Source organism: Streptomyces yangpuensis, assembly GCF_001005295.1.
Classification (GTDB): Bacteria; Actinomycetota; Actinomycetes; order Streptomycetales; family Streptomycetaceae; genus Streptomyces; species Streptomyces yangpuensis.
Genome location: NZ_LBMK01000011.1, coordinates 106,591 through 119,049, shown reverse-complemented (window position 1 = coordinate 119,049; position 12,459 = coordinate 106,591). Strand labels below are relative to the sequence as shown.

Annotated in this window: 13 protein-coding genes; 6 read left to right on the top strand and 7 right to left on the bottom strand. The window is 72.3% G+C overall.

Features of this window, described 5'->3' with window-relative positions:
* Positions 1 to 19: 19 nt before the first annotated feature.
* Entirely contained in the window at positions 20 to 1,045 is a 1,026-nt protein-coding gene (locus AAT21_RS33385; RefSeq protein ID WP_046780718.1) for a hemolysin family protein, read from the bottom strand.
* Positions 1,042 to 2,394: a hemolysin family protein gene (locus AAT21_RS33380; protein ID WP_046780717.1), complete on the bottom strand. Its 1,353-nt coding sequence runs from the start codon at positions 2,392 to 2,394 to the stop codon at positions 1,042 to 1,044. Before AAT21_RS33380 ends, AAT21_RS33385 begins: the two co-directional genes overlap by 4 nt.
* A gap of 230 nt (positions 2,395 to 2,624) precedes the next feature.
* Here AAT21_RS33380 and AAT21_RS33375 point away from each other — a divergent pair, with 230 nt between their 5' ends.
* Positions 2,625 to 3,095, top strand: coding sequence for a GNAT family N-acetyltransferase (locus tag AAT21_RS33375; RefSeq protein ID WP_046780716.1), 471 nt, complete (start codon positions 2,625 to 2,627; stop codon positions 3,093 to 3,095).
* Positions 3,096 to 3,297: 202 nt separating this feature from the next.
* Here the strand turns inward: AAT21_RS33375 and bioD are convergent, their stop codons facing one another.
* From bioD to bioB, 3 genes are read right to left on the bottom strand one after another with little or no spacing between them, the layout of a single operon-like run.
* On the bottom strand, positions 3,298 to 4,041 hold the full coding sequence (bioD, locus tag AAT21_RS33370) for a dethiobiotin synthase (RefSeq protein WP_046780715.1): 744 nt from the start codon (positions 4,039 to 4,041) through the stop codon (positions 3,298 to 3,300).
* A gap of 9 nt (positions 4,042 to 4,050) precedes the next feature.
* Positions 4,051 to 5,373, bottom strand: coding sequence for an adenosylmethionine--8-amino-7-oxononanoate transaminase (locus tag AAT21_RS33365; protein WP_046780714.1), 1,323 nt, complete (start codon positions 5,371 to 5,373; stop codon positions 4,051 to 4,053).
* A complete protein-coding gene (bioB, locus tag AAT21_RS33360; RefSeq protein WP_046780713.1) occupies positions 5,366 to 6,631 on the bottom strand; it encodes a biotin synthase BioB in 1,266 nt (421 codons plus the stop codon). The genes AAT21_RS33365 and bioB overlap by 8 nt, the downstream gene beginning before the upstream one ends.
* Before the next feature lie 156 nt (positions 6,632 to 6,787).
* Here bioB and AAT21_RS33355 point away from each other — a divergent pair, with 156 nt between their 5' ends.
* A complete protein-coding gene (locus AAT21_RS33355; protein ID WP_046780712.1) occupies positions 6,788 to 7,969 on the top strand; it encodes an 8-amino-7-oxononanoate synthase in 1,182 nt (393 codons plus the stop codon).
* Here AAT21_RS33355 and AAT21_RS33350 read toward each other — a convergent pair.
* Both AAT21_RS33350 and AAT21_RS33345 read right to left on the bottom strand, forming a co-directional pair.
* Positions 7,966 to 8,196 carry a DUF397 domain-containing protein gene (locus AAT21_RS33350; RefSeq protein WP_046780711.1) on the bottom strand — a complete coding sequence of 77 codons (231 nt, stop codon included), beginning with the start codon at positions 8,194 to 8,196 and terminating at the stop codon, positions 7,966 to 7,968. The genes AAT21_RS33355 and AAT21_RS33350 overlap by 4 nt on opposite strands.
* A 13-nt stretch (positions 8,197 to 8,209) precedes the next feature.
* A complete protein-coding gene (locus AAT21_RS33345) occupies positions 8,210 to 9,094 on the bottom strand; it encodes a helix-turn-helix domain-containing protein (protein WP_046780710.1) in 885 nt (294 codons plus the stop codon).
* A 196-nt stretch (positions 9,095 to 9,290) separates the two neighbouring features.
* Between AAT21_RS33345 and AAT21_RS33340 the strand changes: the two genes are divergently transcribed.
* The 4 genes from AAT21_RS33340 to AAT21_RS33325 all read left to right on the top strand — a co-directional run bounded on the left by AAT21_RS33340 (position 9,291) and on the right by AAT21_RS33325 (position 12,453).
* Entirely contained in the window at positions 9,291 to 9,740 is a 450-nt protein-coding gene (locus AAT21_RS33340) for an ATP-binding protein (protein ID WP_046780709.1), read from the top strand.
* A gap of 368 nt (positions 9,741 to 10,108) precedes the next feature.
* Positions 10,109 to 10,411 carry an urease subunit gamma gene (locus AAT21_RS33335; protein ID WP_046780708.1) on the top strand — a complete coding sequence of 101 codons (303 nt, stop codon included), beginning with the start codon at positions 10,109 to 10,111 and terminating at the stop codon, positions 10,409 to 10,411.
* Between the two features lie 16 nt (positions 10,412 to 10,427).
* Positions 10,428 to 10,739, top strand: a complete 312-nt coding sequence (locus AAT21_RS33330) for an urease subunit beta (protein WP_030960115.1) — start codon at positions 10,428 to 10,430, stop codon at positions 10,737 to 10,739.
* The gene (locus AAT21_RS33325; protein WP_046780707.1) at positions 10,732 to 12,453 is read left to right on the top strand and encodes an urease subunit alpha; all 1,722 of its coding nucleotides are present in this window, start codon (positions 10,732 to 10,734) and stop codon (positions 12,451 to 12,453) included. Before AAT21_RS33330 ends, AAT21_RS33325 begins: the two co-directional genes overlap by 8 nt.
* Positions 12,454 to 12,459 lie beyond the last annotated feature (6 nt).

Below are 12,459 nucleotides of genomic sequence, written 5' to 3'. Positions count from 1 at the left end.
GGGGACCCACGCCCCTCGGCTACGCCGAGGCCGGCCTCCCGAACAGCTCCCGCAGGACGTCCTCCATCGTCACCAGACCCGTCATGGCGTCCTCCGCGCCCAGGACCGCCGCCAGGTGCGTACGGCTGCGGCGCATGGCGGTCAGCACGTCGTCCAGCGGTGTCTCTGCCCGGACCTGCGCGATCGGGCGCAGCGCCGACGCCGGGAACGGCTCGTCGCGCGATTCGACGTCCGCGTCCAGGGCGTCCTTCACATGCAGGTAGCCCAGGATGCCGCGCTGGGCGTCGACCACCGGGAAGCGGGAGTACCCGCTCTGCGCCGACAGCCGCTCCAGCCCGGCCGGAGTGATGCCCTCGCGGGCCGAGATCACCCGCTCGGCCGGCAGCACCACGTCGTTCACGGGCCGTCGGCCCAGTTCCAGGGCGTCGTGCAGGCGCTCGCTCGCCCGGCCGTCGAGGAGCCCGGCGTCGCTGGAGTCCTTCACCATCCGGGCCAGCTCGTCGTCCGAGAACGTCGCCGCGACCTCGTCCTTGGCATCCACCCGCAGCAGCCGCAGCAGGGCGTTGGCGAAGGCGTTGATCGCGAAGATCACCGGCCGCAGCGCCCGGGTGAGGGTCACCAGCGGGGGCCCCAGCAGCAGCGCCGTGCGCACCGGCTCGGACAGCGCGACGTTCTTCGGCAGCATCTCGCCGAAGAGCATGTGCAGGTACGTCGCCAGCGCCAGCGCCACCACGAAGGAGATGGCGTGCGTCAGCCCGGACGGCACCCCGACCAGGTCGAAGAGCGGGGTCAGCAGATGGGCGATGGCCGGTTCGGCCACCACACCCAGCACCAGGGTGCACAGGGTGATGCCGAGCTGCGCCGCCGCCATGAGCGCCGACACGTGCTCCAGGCCCCACAGGACGGCGCGGCCGCGCCGGTCGCCCTGCTCGGCGTACGGCTCGATCTGGCTGCGCCGGACTGAGATCAGCGCGAACTCCGCGCCGACGAAGAAGGCGTTCACGACCAGGGTCGCCAGGCCGATCAACAACTGGATCACGGTCATCGCGCGTCCTCCGCCCCGTCGGCCGAACCTGCGGACCCGGCGGCCCCGACGGGCGCGTGCAGCAGCACCCGCGCCGCCCGGCGCCCGATGTCGTCCACCACGTCCAGCCGCCAGCCGTCCAGCTCCAGGCTGTCGCCGACGGCCGGGATCCGGCCCAGCTCGGTCGCTATCAGGCCGGCCAGGGTCTCGTACGGGCCGTCCGGCACGCGCAGCCCGATCCGCCGGAGCTGGTCGGTGCGCGCGGCGCCGTCGGCGGAGTAGAGCTGACGCCCGGAGGCGTCCGTGCCGGCCGGGGCGAGGTCGGGGGTCTCGTGCGGGTCGTGCTCGTCGCGCACCTCGCCGACGACCTCCTCGACGATGTCCTCCAGCGTGGCCACGCCCGCCGTGCCGCCGTACTCGTCGATGACCACGGCCATGGTCTGCTTTCCGGACAGCCGGTCCAGCAGCCGGTCCACGGTCAGCGACTCCGGTACGAGGAGAGGCTCGCGCAGCAGCTGCGACACCGGACGGCGGCGCCGCTCCTCGGCGGGCAGCGCCAGCACGTCCTTGATGTGGACGGTGCCGACGACGGTGTCGAGGCTTCCGCAGTAGACGGGGAAGCGGGACAGGCCGGTGGCCATCGTGGCGTTCGCGACGTCCTCGGCGGTGGTCTGCACGTCGAGGGCGGTGACCTGGACGCGCGGGGTCATCACGTTCTCCGCGGTCAGATCGGCCAGGTTCAGGGTCCGGACGAACAGCTCGGCCGTGTCCTTCTCCAGGGCGCCCTCCTTGGCGGAGTGCCGGGCCAGGGCGACCAGCTCCTGCGGGGTGCGCGCGGAGGCCAGCTCCTCGGTCGGCTCCATGCCGAAGCGGCGCACCATGTGGTTCGCGGTGGTGTTGAGGTGGCTGATCAGCGGCCGGAACGCCCGGCTGAAGACCCGTTGGAAGGTCGCCACCCGCTTGGCGATCGCCAGCGGCGAGGAGATGGCCCAGTTTTTCGGCACCAGCTCGCCGACGACCATCAGGACGACGGTGGACAGGACCGTCCCGAGAACCAGGGCGGTGGAGGACGCGGCGCCGGCCGACAGCCCCATGGCCTCGAAGGGCCCCTGGAGCAGGGCGGCGATCGAGGGCTTGGAGATCATGCCGATGACCAGGCCGGTCACGGTGATGCCGAGCTGGGCGCCGGAAAGCTGGAACGTGAGGGTACGGACGGCCGACAGAGCGCTGTCGGCGCCGCGCTCACCGCGCTCGGCGGCCCGCTCGAGCTCGCTGCGCTCGACGGTCGTGAGGGAGAACTCGGCCGCGACGAAGACTCCGCAGGCAAGGCAGAGCAGCAGTGCCACGACGAGCAGGAGCACCTCGGTCATCGGTCGATCACCTCCGTCCCATGATCGGCCAGGAGGAGGGGGATCGCGCGGCGTCGCGAACGCAGACGTCGCGAGGGTGGCGGAGTGCTGTGTCGTGGACTGGGAGGCTCGCCCATGGGCGGACGCTCACACCTTTCACTCAAGAGGGATCTGTTCCCACATGGTAAAGGACAAGCAAAGCGGGCGGATCATCCATTCGGCGGGGCGCGGCCGGATGATGGGATCGCGGCATGAGTGATCTTCATATCGGCCCCGCGGCGGCCGGCGACCTCGGTGACGTACTGGACTTCTGGAAGACCGCCGCCGAGGGGACGAGCATCAGCGACGATCTCGCGGGCGTCGAGCGACTCCACGAGCGGGACCCGCAGGCGCTGCTGCTCGCGCGCCGCGACGGTGAGCTCGTCGGGACCGTGATCGCCGGGTTCGACGGCTGGCGCTGCCACCTCTACCGGCTGGCCGTGCACCCCGGGTACCGGCGGCAGGGGATAGGCGCGGCGCTGCTGGCCGTTGCCGAGGAGCGGTTCGCCGGACTCGGCGGGCGGCGGGCCGACGCGATGGTGCTCGACCGCAACGAGCGGGCGCACGCGGCGTGGGGGGCGGCCGGGTATGGGGCGCAGGAGGAGTGGAGGCGCTGGGTGAAGCCGCTCGCCTCGCCGGCGGGGCCGCAGATTTCCGGGGGTGGGCGTCCCGGCCCCGCGTGAACGTGGGGCCGGGACGGCGGGGCTGAAAGATCGGGGCTCCGCCCCGGACCCCGCGCCTCAAACGCCGGCGGGGCTGGAGGGGCGGTGGGGCTGGAAGGGCGGCGGGGCTGGGTGTGGAGGGGTTCCGCCCGGGCCCTGCGCCTCCAACGCTGGAAGGGCGGCTGGGCTGGGTGGTGCCGGGGCTCCGCCCGGGCCACGCGCCTCAGGCGCCGGCGGGGGCGTAGGGCGGGGGGGACCAGGTGGTGAGGAAGGTTTCCGGGGACCAGGTGCCCGACAGGGGTGGGGCCAGCCAGGAGGGGGCCGCCGCGCGGAAGCGCTCCGGGGGCAGCGTGCCCGAGTTCTCCGGTACCGCGCCCAGCAGCGGTACCTGCGAGGACTTGGGGAGGTCCGCCAGGTTGCAGCGGGCCGCCAGGTCCGCGGAGTGCGGCCAGCTCCCGACCACCACGCCCAGCGGGGTCAGGCCCCGGGCCCGCAGGCCCTCCGCCGTGAGGGTCGTGGAGTTGAGGGTCCCCAGGCCCGCCTGGGCGACGATCAGCGTCGGGGCGTCCAGCAGCCGCGCCGCGTCGGCCAGGGTGTTGCCCGCCTCGTCGAACCGCACGAGCAGCCCGCCCGCGCCCTCCACCAGGACCAGGTCGTGGTCCTCGGACAGCCGCCGGGCGGCCTCCGCGATCTGCGCCGGGGACAGCGTCGGCAGGCCCGCGCGCCGGGCGGCCGTGTCCGGGGCCAAGGGCTCCGGATAGCGGGCCAGTTCCATCGCCGTGACGACGGAACCGGCCAGCCGTACCACCTCCGCCGCGTCCCCCGGCTCGTGCGGGCCGACGCCGGTCTGCGCCGGCTTGAGCACCGCCACCGAGCGGCCCGCCGCGACGGCCGCCGCCGCGACGGCCGCCGTGACCACGGTCTTGCCGATCTCCGTGCCCGTCCCGGACACGATCAGTACGGTCATCCCAGCCCCTCAGCCTTCCTGGGCCGCCGCGCACACCGCGCGGCAGATACGGGCCACGTCGGCGTCGCCCGAGACGAACGGCGGCATCACGTAGAGCAGGTCCCGGAACGGCCGCAGCCACACGCCTTCGCGCACCGCGGCCCGGGTGGCCGCCGCCATGTCGACCTCGTGGTCCAGCTGGACCACGCCGATGGCGCCCAGCACGCGTACGTCCCGCACACCGGGGATGCCGTCCGCGGCGGACAGGCCCGCGCGCAGCCCCGCCTCGATCCGCTTGACCTCCAGCGCCCAGTCCTGGCCGAGCAGCAGCTCCACGGAGGCCAGCGCCACCGCCGTGGCCAGCGGGTTCCCCATGAAGGTCGGTCCGTGCGCGAGCACCGGGACCTCGCCCTGGGAGATCCCGTCGGCCACCCGTGCGGTGCACAGGGTCGCCGCGAGCGTGAGGTAACCACCGGTCAGGGACTTGCCCAAACAGATCACGTCCGGGGTGATCCCCGCGTGGTCGGCCGCGAAGAGCGCGCCCGTGCGGCCGAAGCCCGTGGCGATCTCGTCCAGGATCAGCAGGACCCCGTACTCGTCGCACAGTTCGCGCAGCACCCGCAGGTAGCCGGGGTTGTGGAAGCGCATGCCGCCCGCACCCTGCACCACCGGCTCCACGATCACGGCGGCCAGCTCGTCCGCGTGCGCGGCGATCACGTCGCGCAGGTGGTCGGCGTACCCGGGATCCACGGGCGTGTCGAAGCCGCCGGGCGGCGCGTCCGCGAAGACCTGCCGCGGCAGGTGACCCTGCCACAGCTCGTGCATGCCACCCTCGGGGTCGCAGACGGCCATGGGCTGCCAGGTGTCACCGTGGTAGCCGCCGCGCCAGGTCATCAGCCTGGTCTTGCCCGTGTGGCCCAGCGAACGCCAGTACTGGAGGCACATCTTGACGGCGACCTCGACGGAGACCGAACCGGAGTCTGCGAGGAAGACGTGCTCCAGACCCGGCGGGGTGATCTCGACGAGCTTCGCGGCGAGACGGACGGCGGGCTCATGGGTGAGACCGCCGAACATCACGTGCGACATCCGGCCGAGCTGCGCGGTCACGGCCTCGTTGAGCACCGGGTGGTTGTAGCCGTGGATGGCCGACCACCAGGAGGACATGCCGTCGACCAGCTCGTCATGGCCCTCCCCCTGGGACGGCTCGGCGAGCCTCAGCCGCACCCCCGACGCGGACGCGATGACCAGCGGCTCCTGCCGCCCGGGCATCGGGCCGTACGGGTGCCAGACGTGCTGCCGGTCCAGCGCGAGCAGGTCCGCGCCGGCCGACGGCGGGAGCGGCTGCTCAGGCATTGGGGGCGATGTCCGTCCCCGCGCCACGGCGGCGTACCGCCACCAGGTCCGACCGGAGCGCTCCGGGCTCGGCCTGGGCCGGCTGCGCCGCCACCGGGGCGGCCTCCGCGTGCGCGTGCCCGGAGCAGCCGCCGCACGCCGAACCGCAGCCCGCGGCGTCCGTGTCCGTGTCCGACGCCGCACCCGCGCCCGAACCGCACAGCGAGGCGCCGACGCCGGAGCCGCAGCCGCTACCGGCGGGGGCCGCCGCGTCGGAGCGGTGCGCGGGAAGGGTCGTCGTACCGGCGCCCTCCACCTCGAAACCGGCGTCCGCGATCATGTCGAGGTCGGCCTGGCCGGCCTGGCCCTCGCTGGTGAGGTAGTCACCCAGGAAGATCGAGTTGACGATGTTCAGGGCCAGCGGCTGCAGCGAGCGCAGGTGCACCTCGCGTCCGCCCGCCAGCCGGACCTCGACGTCGGGGCAGACGAACCGCGCCATCGCCAGGATCCGCAGGCAGCGCTGCGGGGTGAGGTTCCACTCCTTGGCCAGCGGAGTTCCCTCGAAGGGGATCAGGAAGTTGACCGGGACGGAGTCGGCGTCCAGCTCACGCAGCGAGAAGACCACGTCGACGAGGTCCTCGTCGGTCTCGCCCATGCCCGCGATCAGGCCGGAGCAGGCCGACAGGCCCGCCGCGTGCGCCTTCTCCACGGTGTCCACGCGGTCGGCGTAGGTGTGGGTCTTGGTGATCTGGCCGTAGGTGGCCTCGGAGGTGTTCAGGTTGTGGTTGTAGGCGTCCGCGCCCGCCTCGCGCAGTTTCTCCGCCTGGCCGTCCGAGAGCAGACCGAGGCAGGCGCACACCTCGATGCCCTCGTTCTGCTCCTTGATCGCCTCGATCGTCCTGCCGACGCGCTCGACGTCACGGTCCGTCGGACCGCGGCCGCTCGCCACCAGGCAGACCCGCTTCGCCCCGCCCGCGACGCCCGCGGCGGCGGCCTGGGAGGCCTCCTCCGGCCTCAGCCACGTGTACTTGAGGATCTCGGCCTTCGAGCCCAGGCGCTGGGAACAGTAGGAGCAGTCCTCCGGGCACAGGCCCGACTTCAGATTGACCAGGTAGTTCAGCTTGACCCGACGCCCGAACCACTGGCGGCGCACCTTGCCGGCCGCGGCCACCACGTCGAGCAGTTCGTCGTCAGAAGTCGCCAGTACGGCGAGTGCTTCTTCGCGGGTCGGCAGCTCGCGCCGCAGCCCCTTGTCCACCAGGGTGTTCAGCAGGTCCATGGACCAGATCCTGTCCCACACCACCGCCCCCGGCCAAGGAGAGATCGCACAACATGGCCGGATGGGTGTGTGTGTATCACCACACCTGACGGACCGGCCGCGGCGGCTAGGGTCGGGCAGGTCTGTGGACTGCCGACAAAACACGAGGACTCGCCGATGCCCCAGCACCCTGCCGACCCCGCGGACGTCTTCGCCTGGATCGACGACGCGGAGAGCGTACGGGAGCGGGCCGGACTGGTCCGCACCCTGCGCCCCCGGCCGCCGGTGTCGCCGCTGCTGGACCTCGCGAGCAACGACTACCTCGGCCTGTCCCGGCACCCCGAGACCGTCCGGGGGGCCCGCGAGGCGGCCGAGTGCTGGGGAGCCGGAGCCACCGGCTCCCGCCTCGTCACCGGCACCACCGAACTGCACGCGGAACTGGAGCGGGAGCTCGCCGCCTTCTGCGGTTTCGAGGCCGCGCTCGTCCTGTCCTCCGGATACGCGGCCAACCTCGCCGCCGTCACGGCGCTCAGCGACCGGGGAACGCTCGTCGTCTCCGACGCCGGCAACCACGCCTCCATCGTCGACGGCTGCCGCCTCTCGCGCGCCGGGACCGCGGTGGTCCCGCACTCCGACCCGGACGCCGCACGCAAGGCGCTCGCCGCGCACGAGGGCCGGACCCTGCTGGTCAGCGACTCGGTGTTCTCCGTCGACGGGGACGCCGCACCGCTCGCCGGGTACGACGCGGTGTGCCGCGAGGAGGGCGCGGCCCTGCTCGTGGACGACGCCCACGGACTGGGCGTGCTGGGGGAGGGCGGCCGGGGCGCCCTGCGCGCCGCCGGACTGGCCGGCGCGCCCCACGTGGTCGCCACCCTGACCCTCTCGAAGTCACTGGGCAGCCAGGGCGGCGCCGTGCTCGGCCCGGCCAAGGTGATCCGGCACCTCGTCAACACCGCGCGCACCTTCATCTTCGACACCGGACTGGCCCCGGCCGCCACGGGCGCGGCCCTGGCGAGCCTGCGCCTGCTCCGGCGGGAACCGGAACGCGCCGACCGCGCCCGCGAGGTGGCCGGCCGGCTGTACGGGCGGCTCACCGCGTCCGGCCTGACCGCGGCCCGGCCGGACGCGGCCGTGGTGTCGGTACGGGCCCCGTCGGCCTCGGCGGCACTGCGCTGGGCCGCCGACTGCCGCGAGGCAGGTCTGTCCGTGGGATGCTTCCGCCCGCCGTCGGTGCCGGACGGCATCTCCCGGCTGCGGCTGACCGCCCGGGCCGATCTCACGGGGGACGAGATCGATCGGGCGGTCACGACGATCGTCCGGGCCGCGCCCGCCGGAGCCATGGACTGCGACAGGGCCTAGACGGGCCCGCGGTCGTCCGCACGTACGGAGGCGAGGAAGCCGCTCCAGGCCGGCCCGGTGAAGAGCACGGCCGGGCCGTCCGTCCGCTTGGAGTCGCGGACGGCCAGCAGACCGTCGCCGAGGACGGCCGCTTCCACACAGTTGTTCATTCCGGTGCTGCGGCTGCTCCGCCGCCACCGCGCAGCTCTGATCAGAAGTCCGCCGGGGCTTAAGGGGGTTGCGGACACGAGGGTGCCTCCTCTACGCGTCGTCAGCGAGTGAGCTGATGAGTTCAGACGAGTCCTGGGGCGGGAGGGCGTGCGCCTGGATGGTGCGGAACGCGGCGCCGTACGCCTCGAGGTCTTCCTTCCGCTCCAGATAGAGGCTACTCGTCAAATGGTCGAGTACCACCACATCCAGATCAGCGATGTTCGTAAATGAGAAAATAACGAACGGTCCTGTCAGGCCGAGATGACCACCCACACTGAACGGCAGTACCTGTAGGCTCACTTGGGGGAGTCGTGCCACCCGCACCAGGTGCCGCAGTTGCTCGCCCATCACCCCGGGCCCGCCGATCTGCCGGCGCAGCACCGCCTCGTCCAGCACCGCGCTCAGCTCCAGCGGCGGATCGGCCCGCAGCACCGCCTGCCGGGCGAGCCGTACGTCGACCAGCGCGTCCACCTTCGGTTCCGGAAGCCCGCCGAGGGCGGCCCGGGTCACGGCGCGTGCGTAGTCGGGGGTCTGCAGCAGTCCCGGCACCACGGACAGTTCCACCGTACGGGCGGACCGGGCCCCCGCCTCCAGGCTGATGAAGTCCCGGTACTCCTGGGGCAGCAGCCCCCGGTAGTCGTGCCACCACTGGCGCCCCCGCCCGGTGCCGGCGCCCGGCCCGGGTCCGGCGGCCGAGACGGAGAGGGCCTCCAGCAGCGCCCGCTGTTCCGGGCTCACAAGCTCTCCGTAGGCATCGAGAAGCAGCCGGATGTCCTCCGGTTTCACGCCGCTGCGGCCAGTCTCGATGCGGCTGATTTTCGACTGGTGCCATCCCATGATCCGGGCGGCCTCACCACTGGTGAGTCCGGACCGGTCACGCAGGGCACGCAGTTCCTCGCCGAGCTTGCGCCGGCGCACCGCGGGACCGTGCTGCACACCCGCCTCCTTCCACCGGCACAGGTCGCACCAGTCTGCCGTCCAAATACGCTCTTCCGTAGCAGAGTTCACCGCAACGGGCGACAGATATATGCACATCTTCGGGGAAAGGCAGGTGCTACGCCACGATGGGTGGCACTCTGGCGTCCAGCACAGATCCGGGGAGTTTCCGACCCGGTGGGAAAGGGACGTCGCCATGGCAGACCACCAGGAAGCATCCGTCACTCTGCCGAGCGATCCCGCCTCGGTGGCCGCTGCCCGGCGCTACGTCGCGGAGGTGCTGTGCGAATGGGGACTGCCCGATGACGCCGAGACCGCGGACAGCGTCCGGCTGATCGTCTCGGAGCTGGCCACCAACGCCGTGCAGCACACGTTCGGCCAGTCGCCCACCTTCACCGTCGACATCCTTCTGGAGCGCGAGGAATGGCTCCGGGTCGGGGTGACCGACAGCCATCCGCGCTGGCCCAGGCGGCTGCCCGCCGCCGTCCAGCAGGACAACGGCCGGGGGTTGGTCATCATCCGCTGGCTCGCCGCGGAGGCGGGCGGCCGGCTCTCGGTCACCCCCACCGAGGAGGGCGGCAAGACGGTCTGGATCGCCCTGCCCTGGACCGCGGGCACACCCGCCGCGGCGGCCGGCGGCTGCTGACCGCACTGCCGCACCGCCGCACCGCCGAACTACCGAACCGCCGTGAACGCCGGGCGGCCCCGCTCAAGGGGCCCCCGGCTGTTTCCGTATACGGCAGACGGCTCCCGGGGGCCGCGGGCCCGAACCGGGCGTCTTCCCGAAACGTGGGTTAACCCAGCGGAAAAGAGCGGACCTTAGCGTGGCGGTCACGTGCGACCACCAATGATCACCCATGAGCCGGTAAAGCTGCGGTGGGCGGAACGGAAAGCCTTCCCCTGCGTTGGGCAAGAGACGCTTGGGTCGGAAATGCGCAGGTCAACACAGTGTTGAACGCCGCTAAGGTCACCTCGGCGCGAAGTCGATCTTGTCCCGGAAGCTTGGTGATACGAGTGCAACTGACACCGCACGAACAGGAGCGACTGCTCATCCACGTGGCCGCGGACGTGGCCGAGAAGCGGAAGGCGCGCGGAGTGCTCCTCAACCACCCCGAGGCGGTGGCGCTGATCACGTCGCACATCCTCGAAGGGGCCCGCGACGGCCGCACGGTGGCCGAGCTGATGGCCTCCGGCCGCACCGTGCTCAGCCGCGCGGACGTCATGGAGGGGATCCCCGAGATGATCCACGACGTGCAGGTCGAGGCGACCTTCCCGGACGGCACCAAACTCGTCACGGTCCACGACCCCATCGTCTGACAAGGAGCACCACCGCATGATCCCCGGCGAAATCGCCTTCGGGGAGGGCCCGGTGCTCCTCAACGAGGGCCGCCCCGTCACCCGTCTCACCGTGCTCAACGCCGCCGACCGGCCCGTCCAGGTCGGCTCCCACTACCACTTCGCCGAGGCCAACCCCGGCCTCGACTTCGACCGGGCCGCCGCCCACGGGCTCCGGCTCAACATCGCCGCCGGTACGGCCGTCCGCTTCGAGCCGGGCATCCCCGCAGCGGTGGAACTCGTCCCGCTGGCGGGCTCGCGGACCGTCCCCGGACTGCGCGGCGAGACCGGAGGGCCGCTCGATGGCTGAGATCTCCCGCCGGGTGTACGCCGACCTCTTCGGCCCGACGGCCGGCGACCGGATCCGGCTCGCGGACACCGACCTCTTCGTCGAGATCGAGCAGGACCTCGCCGGCGGCCCCGGCCGGTCCGGCGACGAAGCCGTCTTCGGCGGCGGCAAGGTGATCCGCGAATCCATGGGCCAGGCGCGCACCACCCGGGCCGAGGGCGCGGCCGACACCGTGATCACCGGAGTCGTGATCCTCGACCACTGGGGCATCGTCAAGGCCGACCTCGGCATCCGCGACGGCCGCATCTGCGGCATCGGCAAGGCCGGCAACCCCGACACCATGGACGGCGTCGACCCCGCCCTGGTCATCGGCCCCGAGACCGAGATCATCGCGGGCAACGGGAAGATCGTCACCGCCGGTGCCATCGACGCCCACGTGCACTTCATCTCCCCGACGGTCGTCGACGAGGCCCTCGCCTCCGGGATCACCACCCTGGTCGGTGGCGGCACCGGACCGGCCGAGGGCACCAAGGCCACCACCGTCACCCCCGGGCCCTGGCACCTGGCCCGGATGTTCGCGGCGCTGGAGGCCTACCCGGTCAACATCGGCCTCCTCGGCAAGGGGAACACCACCTCCCGCGAGGCCATGCACTCCCAACTGCGCGGCGGAGCCCTCGGGTTCAAGATCCACGAGGACTGGGGGGCCACACCCGCCGCCATCGACGCCTGCCTGAGCGTCTGCGACGAGACCGGCGCCCAGGTCGCCATCCACACCGACACGCTCAACGAGGCCGGATTCGTCGCCGACACCCTCGCGGCCATCGCCGGCCGGACCATCCACTCGTACCACACCGAGGGCGCGGGCGGCGGGCACGCACCCGACATCATCACCGTGGTGTCCGAGCCGAACATCCTGCCCAGCTCCACCAACCCCACCCGGCCGCACACCGTCAACACCGTCGAGGAACACCTCGACATGCTGATGGTCTGTCACCACCTCAACCCGGCCGTCCCCGAGGACCTCGCCTTCGCCGAGTCCCGCATCCGGCCCTCGACGATCGCCGCCGAGGACGTCCTGCACGACCTCGGAGCCATTTCCATCATCTCCTCCGACTCCCAGGCCATGGGCCGCGTCGGTGAGGTCGTGCTGCGCACCTGGCAGACCGCCCACGTGATGAAGCGCCGCCGCGGCTTCCTCCCCGGCGACGGACCCGCCGACAACCACCGGGCCCGCCGCTACGTCGCCAAGTACACGATCAACCCCGCCGTGGCCCAGGGGATCGCCCGCGACGTCGGTTCGGTCGAGACCGGAAAGCTCGCCGACCTGGTGCTGTGGAACCCGGCCTTCTTCGGGGTCAAGCCGGAGGTCGTCATCAAGGGCGGCCAGATCGCCTACGCGCAGATGGGCGACGCCAACGCCTCCATCCCCACCCCCCAGCCCGTCCTGCCCCGGCCGATGTTCGGCAGCCACGGCCGCGCGCCCGGCCTGAACTCGCTGAACTTCACCGCCCAGGCGGCGCTCGACGACGGCCTGCCCGAACGGCTCGGACTCGGCAAGCGGTTCACCGCCATAGAGACCACCCGCAAGGTGACCAAGGCGGACATGCGCAACAACGACGCCATGCCCCGGGTCGAGGTCGACGCCGACACCTTCACCGTCACCATCGACGGCGAGCCGGTGGAGCCCGCACCCGCGGCGGAACTGCCCATGGCCCAGCGCTACTTCCTCTTCTGATGGGCC

Excerpts from the sequence above, each read along its gene's own strand:
- AAT21_RS33385 (WP_046780718.1), bottom strand. The coding sequence starts at position 1,045 with ATGACCGTGATCCAGTTGTTGATCGGCCTGGCGACCCTGGTCGTGAAC.
- AAT21_RS33380 (WP_046780717.1), bottom strand. The coding sequence starts at position 2,394 with ATGACCGAGGTGCTCCTGCTCGTCGTGGCACTGCTGCTCTGCCTTGCC.
- AAT21_RS33375 (WP_046780716.1), top strand. The coding sequence starts at position 2,625 with ATGAGTGATCTTCATATCGGCCCCGCGGCGGCCGGCGACCTCGGTGAC.
- bioD (WP_046780715.1), bottom strand. The coding sequence starts at position 4,041 with ATGACCGTACTGATCGTGTCCGGGACGGGCACGGAGATCGGCAAGACC.
- AAT21_RS33365 (WP_046780714.1), bottom strand. The coding sequence starts at position 5,373 with ATGCCTGAGCAGCCGCTCCCGCCGTCGGCCGGCGCGGACCTGCTCGCG.
- bioB (WP_046780713.1), bottom strand. The coding sequence starts at position 6,631 with ATGGACCTGCTGAACACCCTGGTGGACAAGGGGCTGCGGCGCGAGCTG.
- AAT21_RS33355 (WP_046780712.1), top strand. The coding sequence starts at position 6,788 with ATGCCCCAGCACCCTGCCGACCCCGCGGACGTCTTCGCCTGGATCGAC.
- AAT21_RS33340 (WP_046780709.1), top strand. The coding sequence starts at position 9,291 with ATGGCAGACCACCAGGAAGCATCCGTCACTCTGCCGAGCGATCCCGCC.
- AAT21_RS33330 (WP_030960115.1), top strand. The coding sequence starts at position 10,428 with ATGATCCCCGGCGAAATCGCCTTCGGGGAGGGCCCGGTGCTCCTCAAC.
- AAT21_RS33325 (WP_046780707.1), top strand. The coding sequence starts at position 10,732 with ATGGCTGAGATCTCCCGCCGGGTGTACGCCGACCTCTTCGGCCCGACG.